The organism is Streptomyces sp. NPDC088745, assembly GCF_044751045.1.
GTDB classification, from domain to species: Bacteria; Actinomycetota; Actinomycetes; order Streptomycetales; family Streptomycetaceae; genus Streptomyces; species Streptomyces cremeus.
In genome coordinates this window covers 785419-800476 of the sequence record NZ_JBIVLB010000002.1, presented here as the reverse complement: position 1 = coordinate 800476, position 15058 = coordinate 785419, and the positions used below count along the sequence as shown (strand labels likewise).

The window sequence follows — 15058 nt, the reverse complement described above, 5'->3', positions numbered from 1 at the left end:
GGGGGAGGCGCCCTTCGGCGTGGATGGGGGCGGGTCAGCGTCCGCCCTGGAGGTAGGGCTGGAGGTGGTGCAGCCGGGTCTGGAAGTCGGGATGGGTGGAGAGCAGCCGGGCGAGCGTGCCGGGCTGGGCCGGGGGAGCGCCCTGGGCCGCGGTCAACTGGTAACGGGCCTGCACCTCGGTCTGCTCCATGGTGTGCAGCACCTCCACGAGCATCGGCGCGAAGCCGAGGGCGGCGGCGTGCTGGTCGGCCCGGAGTTCGGCCCGGCGCCCGACGGCTGCCATCAGGTACGGAATGGCCAGCAGGACCAGCGGCAGCCCGTACAGGCTGGTGACGCTGGCCAGCGTCAGGACTCCGATGAACAGGAGCAGACCGCCGGTGAAGAGGCAGGAGAAGTAGCTGGCGAAGGTGACCGAGAAGACCACGACCGTACGGATGACCCGCCAGGCGACGCGGCCCGGCAGGGAGTACCAGTAGCCGAGCAGGGACGACCAGGCGTGGCCGCCGGTGTGGTGGCCCAGCTCGTGCGCGAGGACGGCGGCCAGGTGGGCGCTGGGGAGGTTGGTCAGGGCGAAGCGGGTGACGCCCACGATGTGGCCGGCGGCGGCGTAGGCGTTGAGTTCCCGGCTCTCCTCGATCCACAGCTCGTACCGGTTGCCGTCGACCCCGGCGCGGGCGGTGACCTCGCGCCAGACGGGGGCGAGACGGACCATGTCCTGCGGGCTCGGACGGTGCAGCTTGAGCAGGCGGCGGGCGAAGAAGTCCTCGGTGGGGCGGTGGAAGACCAGGGCGCCGGATGCCACCCAGGCGAGAGTGGGCAACCAGTACGGAAATCCGGTCAGGGCTTCCAGGGTGGTCGCCGCGAGGAGGACCACCAGGAGGCTCATCAGGAAGCCGGGCAGCAGCAGGGCGAGCCGGCTCAGCGCGGTGGCGTCGGCTCCCCGCTGGTGGGCCTGGTAGTGGACGCGGCGGCCCGGGGCGTTCTGGTAGTCGAGGTTGTCCGGGGCGAAGGGCTGAGGCGGTGGGGGCGGCGGCGGGGGCGGCGGCAGTGCGGGGCGGGCGGGGCCGGATGCCGGATGGGCGGGCGGAGTGCGGGGAGCGGGGATGTCCTGGTGGGCTGAGGTGCTGGAACCGGGGTGGACGGGGGCGGCCGGGGGAGCGCCGGGGTAGAGGGGGGCGTCCGGACCGGGGTGGATCCGGGCCCCGGCCGGCGGCGGTGGGGGAACGGGGGCTTCGGGGCGGGTGGGGCCGGTGGGGTACTGGGGTGGCCGGGGCGGGAGGGACCCGGGGTATACGGGTTCCTGGGGCTGGGACATGGAGCGTCCTTCGGGAGGGAGGGCGGTGTCAGCCGATGAGGAGTGAGGCGGGGAGCGCGGCCGCGCCGGCGCAGAAGGCGATCAGCCCGGTCCGTATCCACTGATGCTTGCGGACCGCGATACGGCTGTTCTCCGCGAGGGAGGCCCGGAGCGTGGCGGCGGGAGAGCGGGCTGTTTCGGCGAGGGCCTGTTCCAACTGGCCGTGCGCGTGGGCCTGTTGGATGTCGCCGAAATACGTCAGGGGGGCGCCGGGCGCCCAGGCGCGCCTGCGGTAGCGGGGCAGTACCGCCATCAGCAGCGCGAGCAGCGCCAGGCCGAACGCGGCGGCCCCGGCCCACCAGAGGGCGCTGCCGGGGACGGAGAGGGAGTCCGGCCGCCAGCCCCGCCCCGCCAGCAGCCCGGAGAGCACGCCCGCGGTGGTGCCGAGGGCGGCGACCAGGACCGACGCCTTGCTGTCGGCACGGGCGATCTCGGTGCGCAGCTCGGCGAGGAGACGGGTCCCCAGCTCGGCGGTGTCGGCGTCGAGGGACGGTGGCGGGGGTGGAGGCGAGGGGGCCGGGGCGGGTGGTGCCGGTGTGGGCGCGGGCGGTGGGGCGGGTGCGGTCATGGCGTACCTCCTGCGGCAGGGGCTCCGTCCGCCTCGTCCGGCGCCGGGTCCTCCCCGGGCGGCGTCGGACGGCCGGGGCCGTTCTGGGGTGCGGCGGCTGCCGCCGGGGCGCCCGGGGCCGGGACCTGCGGCTGCGACCGCGGCCGCGGGGGCACGGTCTGCGGCATGGTCGGGGCGCTGCCGTACCCCGGGGGCGGCTGCCAGGCGGGTGGCTGCGGGGCGTACTGCGCATGCGGGGCGTGCGGTGCCTGCGTCGGCATGGGGGCGGCTCCAGCGGGCGTGACGTACGGCGCGGGAGGCGAGAGGTGGGGCAGCGGAGAGCCCGCGGGCGGGTAAGGGCCCGGACCCGGATGCGGGCCGGTTCCCGGCCCACCCGCGTACGGTGCGGCGGCCCGGGCGGGCGGGCCGACCGCCCCCGCGTCCTGGGGACCCCCGCCCTCCGGGCCGCCCGGTCGCTGCCCGGGGAGCGCCGGCCCCGCGGGAGGCGGCGGACCCGGTGCCGGGGTCTGTGCCGGCGCCTGAGCCGACGCCTGTGTCCCCGCCTGGCCCTGAGCAATCTGCTGCTGCGGGAGCGGCACCGGGCCCTGCGGAGGTGCGGCGGTCCAGCCGGCCGCTCCGTCGCCCGTCCCGGGCCCTGCCCCCGGGGCCCCTCCCGGCCCGGCCGGGGGGCCGTCCTGCGGGCCCGGGAGCGGAGGGCCGGGCTGCTGGGCGACCCCGGGGAGCCGCTGGTTGAGGATGTCGTTCATGGTGCGCAACGCCAGCTGTTTGGGGCCGTCCAGCTCGTAGTCCTGGGCGACGTCGCCCGCCAGCAACTGCCCGACCAGGTCCATCTGGGCCTGGATCATGCGCAGTTGGTCCTCACGCATGCTGTTCATGACCAGCGCCGAGTCCTCGGGGTGGTCCGCCAGATGCAGCGCCCAGGCGTGCACCCCGCCCTGGGACAGGTGGTACTGGTAGAAGTCGATCTTCTGGGCCTCGATGCGCTGCAGTTCCAGCGCCTGCTCCCCGGCCAGCAGTGCCTGCTGGTGCGCCCACTGCTGCTGCTGCAACGCCAGGGCGTGGTGATGTTCCCCATATGCCGCCGCCCGTTGCAGCGCCAGTGCGTCCTGCTGTACGAGCCGCCTGGCCTGCTCGGTGTCGACCGTCATGCCGAGCTGGGCGTCGAGCACCTGTTCCGCCGCGTTGTGCTGGAGACTCTGCAGGCGCTTCTGGTGGTCGATGTTCTCCTGGTCCCTGCGCAGCCGTACCGTCCAGGCGACCTTGAGCCCCACCCCGCCGCCCAGCGCGCCCAGCGCCGTCACGGCACGCAGCAGCGCCTGCTCGGCGGCGGCGCTGTCCGCGATGGCGTACAGCCGGGCCACCGGCCGCGCGGCCTGCTCCAGCTCGCCCAGCAGCAGCCGGGGCACGTCCCGGTATCCGGAGGCCACGAACCGCGCCGGGTCCACCACCTGCCAGGACAGTTCGACCACGCACCCGAACTCGAAGGCGTCGTTGTCACTGGGCAGCGCCAGCTCGGCCCGCACGGGATGGACGCCCATGTCGACCTCGTATACCGAGCTGTACCGTCTGGTGGCCGCCTCGGCGCGGGTGGGGCGCACCGGCGGCAGGTAGGTGTCGTACGTGCCCTTGACCGTGGAGAACACCAGGGCGTGGTCGATCCGGGTGAGCGGCTTGCGGAACTCGAACCGCGACAACTGCCGCACCGTGATGACCGGATCGATCAGCGGGGTGTGCCGGTCGGCGTGCTGATCCCACTCGGGCGGCCGTCGGAAGTCGGGCATGTGCGGGTCTCCTTGGCGGAACAGGGTGCGTCAGATCGAAACAGGGCTGAACGGAGCGTGACGGGCAGGCCGGGCCGAGGGGTCAGGCCGGAGGCCGCGGGAGTACGGTGCGCAGCCGCCCCGCGACGGGCGGCGGCGGCCCGGCGTCCTCGCCGGACAGGGTCCGCAGCAGGTGGTCCAGGCGCAGTACGTCCTCCGAGGTGACGGCGAGTGCGGGCAGCAGCGCGGCGAGCGCCCACTCGACCGCAGGTTCGCGGTCGGCGATCAGGACCCAGGCGCGCAGGATCTCCAGCGCGGTCCTGGAGTGCGGGGGCGCGTTCAGCGCGGTCCGCCACAGGACGGCGATGTCCCGGGCGGTTCCGTCGCCCGGACAGGCGGCCTTCGCCTCGGCGTACCGGGCGAGCACCAGGGGCGTCCCGGACGGCTTGTCGTCCTCGGTCCGCCAGCAGGCGTTCAGGAAGCCCGCGACGGCCAGATCCAGTACGCACGCCTCCTTGCGCGGGGTCTCCAGGCTCCGCAGGAGTTCCGCGAGGACCTGCTCACCCGCCGGGGACAGGATGAGCAGCTCCACCGAGGAGGCGAGCTCGGCCAGCAGGGTCTCGTCCCGCTCCTCCTCCTCGTACTCCCGTCGGGCGGCCTTGCGCAGGGCGGCCAGGGCCTCGGCCGGGCGTTCGTTCCCGAGCAGGCCGTGGGCGCGGATCGCCACCCAGCGGCGCCCCGGGTCGTCGCCCTCGCACCAGGAGTCGATGATGCGCGGGACGTGCGGGGTCTCCAGGCGGTGGGCGAGGGCGAGGGCGTTGACGGCCACGATCCGGTGCACGTAGTCCTTCGAGGCGGCCCATGGCTCGATGATCAGGGCCATCGCCGACGGCAGGTCCGTCACCGCGAGCACGGCGACCGTGGAGGCGGCCCGGGTGCGCACCAACGGCCTCCCGTCGACGGCCAGTCGGTTGAGCCAAGCGATCAGCGCCGGCCGGGACGAGGGGTGCCCGGTCCACAGCTCGCGCAGCAGCACCAGGGGGGCCCGGTCGTCCCGGTAGGCGGACTTGGCCTGCGGGACCGGACCCCACTCGGTGGGCTCCTCCTCCTCGTACCGGTGCGCGCGGGCGAGCTGGAGACGCTTGCCGACGTGCGTGCCGAAGACGGGCACGGTGGCGGGCACATGCGGGTTCTCGGTCTTCTGGAGGAAGGCGTACAGCAGGTCGCTCAGCTCCGCCGTCAGCGCGTACGGGCTGCCGTCGAAGGCGGCCAGCGCCACCAGGAACGACTTGTCCCGCAGGTGCAGGGCGCTCTCGTCCGCCTCGAACCACTCCCGCACCTGGTTCTCCAGGGCGCTCAGCGAGAACCGCTCGATCTGCGGCCCGGCGGCCCGGCCCGCCGCATAGTCGGCGAGAGTCCCGGCGTACGCGGCGGCTTCACGCGGCTGCGGCGCCCGGCCCAGGAACTCCCGTACCGCCGGCAGCTCCAGCAGCCCGGGCACGGCCTCGGCTCCCACCCGTACGCGAAGGTGCGCCTCCAGCACGGCGGCGGCGCACGGCGCGTGCCACTCGGCGAAGGGGACGTCCTCCAGCGAGGCGCCGGGGCCGACGGCGATCACCAGATGGCCGTCCAGCTCGGTCAGCTTGGCCCGGATCGCCAGCAGGTCTGACTCGCGCAGCGGTCTGCCGCGGCCGGCTGTCGGGTCGCACAGGACGTTGCCGCCCGGCTTGAGCCGCCCGGCGATGTCAGCGGGCGCGCTCTCCCGGTCGTGCGCGTGCACCGGAAAGGCGTCCAGGTGCCGCAGCAGCATCAGGGCCGCGGTGCCCCGGCCCGCGAAACGGGGACCCGAGAGCACCAGCACCCGCTCCTCGCGCAGCCGCCCGGCCAGTGCCCGGAAGGCGTCCTCGCAGGCCTGCGGCGCTGCCCCGGGGACGGTTCCCGCCGTCACGAAGCGCTCCGCCAGCTCCTCCACGGAGGCGCGGGAGACCTCGCCGGAGGAGTGGGACCCCGTACCGAAGAGACTGCCGAACTGGTAGTGGATCTCGGTCTTGCTGCCCTTGATCACGTCCCCGGCCACCCGGCCCGCGCTGACGCCGTGGTTGTCACCGCCGATCAGGCCGCCGCCGACGCGGGCCGAGGACTCGAAGCGCATCGTGCGGGGCGCGTGGTTCATCAGGTCGCGGCGGGCCGTCCAGGCCTTCTGCGGCTGCGGGGTCTCCTCCGCCGCGCCCTCCTGGTCGGGGGGCTGCGCACCGTCGGGGGAGGCGTTGTCCGCCGGGGGCGCGGGCTGCTGCGGCCCGTCGCCCGCGCCGGGAGCGGGCGGGGCAGCGGCCTCACCGGGGCTCACGAGGGCTCGCCCGGAGTGCGGCGGGGCGCCTCGAAGCGGATGTCGCCGCCGACCTGACCTGCCGATACGCCGTAGTTGTCACCGCCGATGAAGCCGCCCGCGACCTGCCCGACCGGTGCCGCCCGGCCCGCGGCGCCGGCCGCGCCCTCCGCCGGCCCGTTCCTCTCCTTCGTCCTTCCGGTTCCGGGACCCCCCTCACGCCCCGGAACCGGAAGGGCCCCCGTGTCACCGTGGTCCTGGTTCCCCTCTTGCCGGGGGGCGCATGCGGGCACCGGGCCCAGCAGCCACGCCCGCAGCGGCCCGTTCTTGCTGTCGACCGTGATGGCGTGGAAGTCCTCGGCGGGGATGCCCTGGTGGCCGTGGCGCACGATCCCGGCGTGCACCGCCTCCGACACGCACAGCGCCACGTCGGTCCCGCGCTCCGCGAGCGCCGTCCGCAGCAACTGGGCGTCGAGCAGCCGGCAGGCGTGGTTGAGGTCGGCGCCGACCCACCCCTCGTGCTCGTCGACCCAGACGTACCCCGTGGCCAGCACCACCCGCAGCCGCATCTGCGCGGACCGCGAGGCCATCCGGTTCATCGCCCGCAACTGGGCGGGGGCCTCGGTGATCAGCGCCCGCAGCAGGGACGTCAACGAGGCGTTGGCGTCGATGAGTTCCATGACCGAGTCGCCCCGGTCGGCGCGCCGCCGCATCGTCTCCTCGATGCCCGCGCACTCCAGCACGCGGTCCGTGAGGCCGTACAGCATCCTGCGCAGATACGCCTGTTCGACGTCGTCGCGGTCGCTGAACTTCTCGATGTCGAGCAGCAGGAAGGTGCGGCTCACGGGGTCGGTCATGCTGGCGCCTTTCACTGGTGGGACACGGACCGTCTGTCGCACGGGCCGCTTCGGCGGGCTGGGACGAGCTTGGCGGTGCGCGCCCGCCCGCCGTGAGGTCGGATGACGCAGTGGAACTGTGACCGTGTGCACAGAGCCACCCACTGCCAACGGACGGTCACCCGGGGTCACCGCCGCGTCCGCGGCACGGAGTCGGCACGCCTACGGCGAGGGGTCCGGCACCGCTCCCGTGCGCGCGATCCGCCGCAGCACGTCCGGCCGTACGATCACCAGCGCCCGCCGCCCGGTGAGCACCACGTCCCGCTCCCGCAGCTCCTTCAGCAGCCGCTGCACCATCTCCCGCGACGCCCCCACGGCCCCCGCCAGCTCCTGCTTGGTGAGCGGCACGGCGACCTCGACGCCTTCGTCCGTACGTCTGCCATGGGTGCGGGCGAGGTCGAGCAGCAGCACCGCGAAGCGCTCGCGCACGCTCATCGAGGCGAATTCCAGGCGCCGTTGGTCGGTCGCGCGCATCCGGTCCGCGGTGAGCCCGAGCAGCTTGAACGAGGCGTCCGGCGAGCGGGCGAGGAAACTCCGGAACTTCTCGTACTCCACCGCCTTGGCCCGCAGCGGGGCCAGCGCGGTCACGGTCGCCGACCGGGACCGGCCGGTCAGTACCGCGGACTCCCCGACGATGTCGCCGGGGCCGCGCAGGGCGAGCAGCGCCTGGTAGCCGTTGACCGCCGACGCGGTGACCTTCGTCCAGCCGTTCAGGATGAGCAGGACGTGGGCGGAGGGTTCGTTCTGGTGGAGCAGGGTCGCCCGGGGGGCGAACTCCAGGTCGTTGCCGAGTGCGAGGAGGTCCGCGCGGTCCTCGCTCTCCAGCCGGGCCAGGAACGGAACCCGGTCGTCGAGACCCCCGTCGCCCGGCGCGTGTGCAGCCGTCATGCAGACCCCCGTCCTCACAAGGGGCATCAATGTACTGAGAAGCGGGATCGGGCACCTTCCGAACCCGGGTATTGACGGCGCGGGCCCGGCCCCCGCTCCGCCCCGCCGACGGATGGACAGCATTTGTTTTGACCCAGGTCGATGAGGTAGGTACGCTCAGACCTTGTGCCTGGGGTGTGCCTGGGCTCCTGTGCGTGTCTACAGCCGCAGAGTGAGCCTGTCTGTACGGGGCCCCCGTGATTCGCGTCGTTCTCCGCTTCCGGCGGAGTGTGCCGGGTCCGACACACCCGACCGCGTGGGTCGGGGATGTTCCAGGTTAGTTTCACAGTGATCGGCACACAGAAACCGGAGAAGTAGTGCCTACGATCCAGCAGCTGGTCCGGAAGGGCCGGCAGGACAAGGTCGAGAAGAACAAGACGCCCGCGCTTGAGGGTTCGCCCCAGCGCCGTGGCGTCTGCACGCGTGTGTTCACGACCACCCCGAAGAAGCCGAACTCGGCGCTCCGTAAGGTCGCGCGTGTGCGCCTGACCTCGGGCATCGAGGTCACGGCCTACATCCCGGGTGAGGGCCACAACCTGCAGGAGCACTCGATCGTGCTCGTGCGTGGCGGTCGTGTGAAGGACCTGCCGGGTGTTCGCTACAAGATCATCCGCGGTTCCCTCGACACGCAGGGCGTCAAGAACCGTAAGCAGGCTCGCAGCCGCTACGGCGCCAAGAAGGAGAAGTAAGAATGCCTCGTAAGGGCCCCGCCCCGAAGCGCCCGGTCATCATTGACCCGGTTTACCAGTCTCCTCTTGTCACGTCGCTGATCAACAAGATCCTGCTCGACGGCAAGCGTTCCACCGCCGAGCGGATCGTGTACGGCGCCATGGAGGGCCTGCGCGAGAAGACCGGCGCTGACCCGGTCATCACGCTCAAGCGCGCGCTGGAGAACGTCAAGCCCTCGCTTGAGGTCAAGTCCCGCCGTGTCGGTGGCGCCACCTACCAGGTGCCGATCGAGGTCAAGCCCGGTCGCGCCGCCACCCTCTCGCTCCGCTGGATCGTGGGTTACTCCCGCGCCCGCCGCGAGAAGACCATGACCGAGCGCCTCATGAACGAGCTGCTCGACGCCTCGAACGGTCTTGGCGCTGCCGTCAAGAAGCGTGAGGACACCCACAAGATGGCCGAGTCCAACAAGGCCTTCGCGCACTACCGCTGGTAGTCGTTACCCACTTCGAGACCGAGAGAAGATTGAGCCTTATGGCCACCACTTCGCTTGACCTGGCCAAGGTCCGCAACATCGGGATCATGGCCCACATCGACGCGGGCAAGACGACCACCACCGAGCGCATCCTCTTCTACACCGGTGTGTCTTACAAGATCGGTGAGGTCCACGACGGCGCTGCCACGATGGACTGGATGGAGCAGGAGCAGGAGCGCGGCATCACGATCACGTCTGCCGCGACGACCTGCCACTGGCCGCTCAACGATGTCGATCACACGATCAACATCATCGACACCCCCGGTCACGTCGACTTCACCGTCGAGGTGGAGCGTTCGCTCCGCGTCCTCGACGGCGCCGTCACCGTGTTCGACGGTGTCGCCGGTGTCGAGCCCCAGTCCGAGACCGTCTGGCGTCAGGCGGACCGCTACGGCGTGCCGCGCATCTGCTTCGTCAACAAGCTCGACCGTACGGGTGCCGAGTTCCACCGCTGCGTCGACATGATCGTCGACCGCCTCGGTGCGGTCCCGCTCGTCATGCAGCTCCCGATCGGCGCCGAGGCCGACTTCAAGGGCGTCGTCGACCTCGTGTCGATGAAGGCGCTCGTGTGGTCCGCCGAGGCCGCCAAGGGCGAGATGTACGACACGGTCGACATCCCGGACACGCACACCGAGGCCGCCGACGAGTGGCGCGGGAAGCTCCTGGAGACCGTCGCCGAGCACGACGAAGAGATGATGGAGCTGTACCTCGAGGGCCAGGAGCCCACCGAGGAGCAGCTGATGGCGGCCATCCGCCGCATCACCCTCGCGTCGAAGGGCGGCGCCGGTTCGGTGACCGTCAGCCCCGTGTTCTGCGGTACGGCGTTCAAGAACAAGGGCGTCCAGCCCCTGCTCGACGCCGTGGTGCGCTACCTCCCCTCCCCCCTGGACGTCGAGGCCATCGAAGGCCACGACGTGAAGGACCCGGAGAAGGTCGTCTCGCGCAAGCCGTCGGACGACGAGCCCTTCTCGGGCCTGGCGTTCAAGATCATGAGCGACCCGCACCTCGGCAAGCTCACCTTCGTCCGGGTCTACTCGGGCCGCCTCGAGGCCGGCAGCTCCGTGCTGAACTCGGTCAAGGGCAAGAAGGAGCGCATCGGCAAGATCTACCGCATGCACGCGAACAAGCGTGAGGAGATCGCATCGGTGGGCGCCGGCGACATCATCGCCGTCATGGGTCTCAAGCAGACCACCACCGGTGAGACGCTGTGCGACGAGAAGGCCCCGGTCATCCTGGAGTCCATGGACTTCCCGGCTCCGGTCATCCAGGTCGCCATCGAGCCCAAGTCCAAGGGCGACCAGGAGAAGCTGGGTGTCGCCATCCAGCGGCTCTCGGAGGAGGACCCCTCCTTCCAGGTCCACTCGGACGAGGAGACCGGCCAGACCATCATCGGTGGTATGGGCGAGCTTCACCTCGAGGTGCTCGTCGACCGCATGAAGCGCGAGTTCCGCGTCGAGGCGAACGTCGGCAAGCCCCAGGTCGCGTACCGCGAGACGATCCGCAAGACCGTCGAGCGCATCGACTACACGCACAAGAAGCAGACTGGTGGTACCGGCCAGTTCGCGAAGGTGCAGATCGCCCTTGAGCCCATCGAGGGTGGCGACGCGTCGTACGAGTTCGTCAACAAGGTCACCGGTGGCCGCATCCCCCGGGAGTACATCCCGTCGGTGGACGCGGGCGCCCAGGAAGCCATGCAGTTCGGCATCCTGGCCGGTTACGAGATGGTCGGCGTCCGCGTCACCCTTCTCGACGGCGGTTACCACGAGGTCGACTCCTCGGAGCTCGCCTTCAAGATCGCCGGTTCGCAGGCCTTCAAGGAGGGTGCCCGCAAGGCCTCTCCCGTGCTCCTCGAGCCGATGATGGCCGTCGAGGTCACCACGCCCGAGGACTACATGGGCGATGTGATCGGCGACCTCAACTCCCGCCGTGGCCAGATCCAGGCCATGGAGGAGCGCAGCGGCGCTCGCGTCGTGAAGGGCCTCGTGCCCCTCTCGGAGATGTTCGGCTACGTCGGAGACCTCCGCAGCAAGACCTCGGGTCGCGCAAGCTACTCGATGCAGTTCGACTCCTACGCCGAGGTTCCGCGGAACGTCGCCGAGGAGATCATCGCGAAGGCCAAGGGCGAGTAACTCTTCGAGTTCACTCACCGGGCGCCCGGCCGCAGGGCCGGTCGCCTGCCGCGAGGACGGGTTCTCACCCGTACGAGCACACGCTTTAGGCTTATCACCGGAGCCACTGGGGCATTCAGCGCAATCCGCGCCGAATGCCCCGGGCGCCGGCATCCCAGCAAAGATCACCTGGCGCCGATGAAGCAAGGCGTACAGAACCACTCCGCAGGAGGACCCAGTGGCGAAGGCAAAGTTCGAGCGGACTAAGCCGCACGTCAACATCGGCACCATCGGTCACATTGACCACGGTAAGACGACCCTCACGGCCGCCATTACCAAGGTGCTGCACGACGCGTACCCGGACCTGAACGAGGCCTCGGCCTTCGACCAGATCGACAAGGCGCCGGAAGAGCGTCAGCGCGGTATCACCATCTCCATCGCGCACGTCGAGTACCAGACCGAGTCGCGTCACTACGCCCACGTCGACTGCCCCGGTCACGCGGACTACATCAAGAACATGATCACGGGTGCGGCGCAGATGGACGGCGCCATCCTCGTGGTCGCGGCCACCGACGGCCCGATGCCGCAGACGAAGGAGCACGTCCTCCTGGCCCGCCAGGTAGGCGTCCCCTACATCGTCGTCGCGCTGAACAAGGCCGACATGGTGGACGACGAGGAGATCCTGGAGCTCGTCGAGCTCGAGGTCCGTGAGCTCCTCTCCGAGTACGAGTTCCCGGGCGACGACCTGCCGGTCGTCAAGGTCTCGGCGCTCAAGGCGCTCGAGGGCGACAAGGAGTGGGGCCAGTCGGTCCTGAACCTGATGGCCGCCGTCGACGAGTCGATCCCGCAGCCCGAGCGCGACGTCGACAAGCCGTTCCTGATGCCGATCGAGGACGTCTTCACGATCACCGGTCGTGGCACCGTCGTCACCGGCCGTATCGAGCGTGGTGTCCTCAAGGTCAACGAGACCGTCGACATCGTCGGTATCAAGGAAGAGAAGACCACCACCACGGTCACCGGCATCGAGATGTTCCGCAAGCTGCTCGACGAGGGCCAGGCCGGTGAGAACGTCGGTCTGCTCCTCCGTGGCATCAAGCGCGAGGACGTCGAGCGCGGCCAGGTCATCATCAAGCCGGGCTCGGTCACCCCGCACACGGAGTTCGAGGCGCAGGCGTACATCCTGTCGAAGGACGAGGGTGGCCGTCACACCCCCTTCTTCAACAACTACCGCCCGCAGTTCTACTTCCGCACCACGGACGTCACCGGTGTCGTCACGCTGCCCGAGGGCACCGAGATGGTCATGCCGGGCGACAACACCGTCATGTCGGTCGCGCTGATCCAGCCGGTCGCCATGGAGGAGGGCCTCAAGTTCGCCATCCGTGAGGGTGGCCGGACCGTCGGCGCCGGCCAGGTCACCAAGATCACCAAGTAATTCCCCGGTGTTCGACCTGGTAGCTCGCTGAACTGAGCTCCAAGGGAAGGGCCCCGGCCCCCTCGCGCAAGCGGGGGGTGCCGGGGCCCTTCTCGTCCTTCTTCCTCCCGTGCCGTCTTTCTCCTCGTACGCGTACGGGCCCTACGTCCGCCAGAGCCACGGCGCCGCGTCCGCCCCGAGCCCCGCCACCGCGCCGGCGCCCACCAGGACCGGCGTCCCCACGCACACCCCCTGGTGCCGCCGCGTCCTCCCCCCGGCGTCCCGGAGCCGAACCTCCCCCCGCTCGCCCCGCCCCAGCAGCACCGGGCCCGGGCCGCCGGCCACCGGACCGTACCCCTGGAGGGCGAGCCCGGGCAGCGGCGAGCCGTCGGGGCGCACCGCGACGAGCCCGGGGGAGTGCGGGGCACGGTAGACGACGCCGAGCGAGCCGTCCGGCCGGAGGAAGGCGTGCGGCGGCGTGCCGGGGGCGGGCATCGCGGGCGGGCGCAGCGCGAGGGGCCCGCCGGGCGAGGGCTGCGCCCAGTGCCGTACGGACTTCCGCGCGGCGGCGAGGAGATGGACCAGGCCCTGCCCGTCGACGACCGCCGACAGGCCGTCCTGGATGCCGTCGCCGTCGCCCATGACGTCCCCGCCCGGACCCGCCAGGCCGCGCCAGGGACCCCACCGGCCACGCGGGTCCCGTACCCGTGTGCTCACGCTCTTCGCCGCGTTCCGCACGAAGAGGTGGACACTGCCGTCGCCCGCCGTCACCGCGACCGGGACGCCGATCCGCCGCCCCCGGTCCGGCAGGCGCTCGGGGTTGCCGAGCGAGGTCCAGGCGCGGCCGTCGTACTGGACGACCTCGCGCAGGTTCGCGCCGCCGTGCCCGACGAGGGAGGCGATGCGCACGGCGAACAGCAGCTGCCCGCCGTCCTCCGTCGCGGCGTGCCCGAGCCCGGGGGCCAGCGGACCGCCGCCCAGGTCCTCAGGCGCGCCCCAGCCGGTCCCGTCCGCCCGCCAGCGCACCAGCCGCAGCCCCGCCACCGCGTACGCGGCGCGGGTGCCGTCGACCACCAACTCGCCTCCCGGATAACGGTAGTTGGTGGAGCGCGCCCACCCCTTGTAGTTCGTCAGCGGACGCCCCTGGCCGACGCTGTAGTCCCCGCAGCCCGCCGGGTTCCCGCACTCCCAGTCCGGGTCGCCGCCGTACGCGAAAAGCGTCTCGGCCTTCTCCTGGAGCACGCTCTCAGGGAGGTTCTTGGGCCAGTGCCGGTTGTAGTACCCGCGGAAGGCGGTGGCGGTGAAGCGGGGGAGCGGTTGGCGGGCCGCGGACTTCTCGGCGACCCAGCGGATCAGCGCCGCCCAGCTGAAGCAGGCGACGGCGGTGTGGTCGCGGTGGTCGGAGTAGCCGGGCTGTTCGCTGTCCTTGCTGCGTACGCGCACGGTGCTGCGCTGGATGTCGGGGTCGGGGTCGAGGGTCTGCACGACGGTCGGCCGGTAGTGGTCCAGCAGCCCGACGAGCGCGTCGACGAGTTCGTCGTAGTCGTACGAACTCGGCCTGTCCAGCGGCGAGTTGTCGGCCACCAGGGTCCGCTGGCGCATGCCGCGGTCGGTCCACAGCGCGGGCAGGGACGGCCGGTTGCGGGGCGAGATCACGGAGAGGTTGAGGAAGACCAGCTCGGCGCGGAGGCCGCCGTGCGCGAGGGTGTTCAGCTCGGCGCGCTTGCCGCCGCGCAGCTCCATCACGGTCCGCCGCCACGGCGTGAACTTCGGCAGCCCGAGCAGGGTCGCGTACGCCTGCCGGAGCCCCTGCTGACGGGCGGAGGCGTACGCGTTCTTGTCGGGCTCGGGCCGGGGGTGGCCCGGCGCGTGGTTGATCCCGTTCGCCTCGCCCGCGGTGACGTACACGGAGACGACGGGGGCCCCGGCCTCCAGCAGCCTGCGGGTGTCCGGGTTCATGAAGTACAGGTCGTCGTCCGGGTGGGCGAGGAACTGCATCAGCAGCGACCGCCCGGTGAGCGAGATGGGCCGTCCGGGCGCGGGGTCGGGCCCCGGGTCCCGGCGGCGCGGGGCCGCGGGCACCGTGCAGGCCGCCAGGGGCAGGCCCGCGGCGGCGGCCGTGGCGGCCGTCAGCAGGGTCCGTCTGGGCAGTCGTCCGGGCAGGCCGGGCCCCGTACCGCTGTGCATGTGTCCTCGTACTCCGTCCGCTTCCCCCGCAGCGGATGGTCGTGCGCTGCGTGCCGTCGTGACCGGCGGGACGGTACGGGCAGGCGCCGCCGCCCCGCTGCGGTCAGCTAGACGGCGGGGGAGGGGCGGGGGTTGCCTGCGGAGGGCGGCTCCGGTGCGGGGGCGGGGACCGCGGGGGCGTGGGCGCCCCGGAGGGGGGCCGGCGTACGCCTGGAGTCCGTCGCGGCGGGGACGTGGCGCACCGCGGGATCCGCTGAGCACCCGTTCGGGTGCAGGACCCGGGTTTGACCTCCGTCACGCTCCGGGTAATGTCTTCGCCC

11 protein-coding genes are annotated in these 15058 nt (G+C 71.8%); 4 read left to right on the top strand and 7 right to left on the bottom strand.

All coding sequences use genetic code 11. The annotated features are described in order from the left end of the window. Positions 1-34: 34 nt before the first annotated feature. The 6 genes from ACIP93_RS08250 to ACIP93_RS08225 form a co-directional block, all read right to left on the bottom strand. Positions 35-1315 carry a M48 family metalloprotease gene (locus ACIP93_RS08250; RefSeq protein WP_401756786.1) on the bottom strand — a complete coding sequence of 427 codons (1281 nt, stop codon included), beginning with the start codon at positions 1313-1315 and terminating at the stop codon, positions 35-37. A 28-nt stretch (positions 1316-1343) separates the two neighbouring features. Further along, positions 1344-1922, bottom strand: a complete 579-nt coding sequence (locus ACIP93_RS08245; RefSeq protein WP_401756784.1) for a Pycsar system effector family protein — start codon at positions 1920-1922, stop codon at positions 1344-1346. Beyond that, positions 1919-3703 carry a hypothetical protein gene (locus ACIP93_RS08240; protein ID WP_401756782.1) on the bottom strand — a complete coding sequence of 595 codons (1785 nt, stop codon included), beginning with the start codon at positions 3701-3703 and terminating at the stop codon, positions 1919-1921. Before ACIP93_RS08240 ends, ACIP93_RS08245 begins: the two co-directional genes overlap by 4 nt. Positions 3704-3785: 82 nt before the next feature. After that, positions 3786-6029 carry a hypothetical protein gene (locus tag ACIP93_RS08235; protein WP_401756781.1) on the bottom strand — a complete coding sequence of 748 codons (2244 nt, stop codon included), beginning with the start codon at positions 6027-6029 and terminating at the stop codon, positions 3786-3788. After that, complete coding sequence (locus tag ACIP93_RS08230; protein WP_401756779.1) at positions 6026-6865, bottom strand: hypothetical protein; 840 nt, start codon at positions 6863-6865, stop codon at positions 6026-6028. The genes ACIP93_RS08235 and ACIP93_RS08230 overlap by 4 nt, the downstream gene beginning before the upstream one ends. Positions 6866-7066: 201 nt before the next feature. Next, positions 7067-7792 carry a Crp/Fnr family transcriptional regulator gene (locus tag ACIP93_RS08225; protein WP_401756777.1) on the bottom strand — a complete coding sequence of 242 codons (726 nt, stop codon included), beginning with the start codon at positions 7790-7792 and terminating at the stop codon, positions 7067-7069. Positions 7793-8148: 356 nt separating this feature from the next. Between ACIP93_RS08225 and rpsL the strand changes: the two genes are divergently transcribed. From rpsL to tuf, 4 genes are all read left to right on the top strand, one after another. Continuing rightward, on the top strand, positions 8149-8520 hold the full coding sequence (gene rpsL / locus ACIP93_RS08220) for a 30S ribosomal protein S12 (RefSeq protein WP_003948652.1): 372 nt from the start codon (positions 8149-8151) through the stop codon (positions 8518-8520). Between the two features lie 2 nt (positions 8521-8522). Continuing rightward, positions 8523-8993: a 30S ribosomal protein S7 gene (rpsG, locus tag ACIP93_RS08215; protein WP_189821113.1), complete on the top strand. Its 471-nt coding sequence runs from the start codon at positions 8523-8525 to the stop codon at positions 8991-8993. A 38-nt stretch (positions 8994-9031) separates the two neighbouring features. After that, positions 9032-11161 carry an elongation factor G gene (gene fusA, locus ACIP93_RS08210; protein WP_345228952.1) on the top strand — a complete coding sequence of 710 codons (2130 nt, stop codon included), beginning with the start codon at positions 9032-9034 and terminating at the stop codon, positions 11159-11161. Between the two features lie 217 nt (positions 11162-11378). Beyond that, complete coding sequence (gene tuf / locus ACIP93_RS08205; protein WP_189821111.1) at positions 11379-12572, top strand: elongation factor Tu; 1194 nt, start codon at positions 11379-11381, stop codon at positions 12570-12572. A gap of 141 nt (positions 12573-12713) precedes the next feature. Here the strand turns inward: tuf and ACIP93_RS08200 are convergent, their stop codons facing one another. After that, on the bottom strand, positions 12714-14738 hold the full coding sequence (locus ACIP93_RS08200; RefSeq protein ID WP_401756774.1) for a PIG-L family deacetylase: 2025 nt from the start codon (positions 14736-14738) through the stop codon (positions 12714-12716). Positions 14739-15058: the final 320 nt, after the last annotated feature.

Bases quoted from the DNA above. Each gene is read 5' to 3' on its own strand.
- ACIP93_RS08230 (WP_401756779.1), bottom strand. From the start codon at position 6,865: ATGACCGACCCCGTGAGCCGCACCTTCCTGCTGCTCGACATCGAGAAG.
- fusA (WP_345228952.1), top strand. From the start codon at position 9,032: ATGGCCACCACTTCGCTTGACCTGGCCAAGGTCCGCAACATCGGGATC.
- rpsG (WP_189821113.1), top strand. From the start codon at position 8,523: ATGCCTCGTAAGGGCCCCGCCCCGAAGCGCCCGGTCATCATTGACCCG.
- ACIP93_RS08200 (WP_401756774.1), bottom strand. From the start codon at position 14,738: ATGCACAGCGGTACGGGGCCCGGCCTGCCCGGACGACTGCCCAGACGG.
- ACIP93_RS08225 (WP_401756777.1), bottom strand. From the start codon at position 7,792: ATGACGGCTGCACACGCGCCGGGCGACGGGGGTCTCGACGACCGGGTT.
- ACIP93_RS08250 (WP_401756786.1), bottom strand. From the start codon at position 1,315: ATGTCCCAGCCCCAGGAACCCGTATACCCCGGGTCCCTCCCGCCCCGG.
- ACIP93_RS08245 (WP_401756784.1), bottom strand. From the start codon at position 1,922: ATGACCGCACCCGCCCCACCGCCCGCGCCCACACCGGCACCACCCGCC.
- ACIP93_RS08240 (WP_401756782.1), bottom strand. From the start codon at position 3,703: ATGCCCGACTTCCGACGGCCGCCCGAGTGGGATCAGCACGCCGACCGG.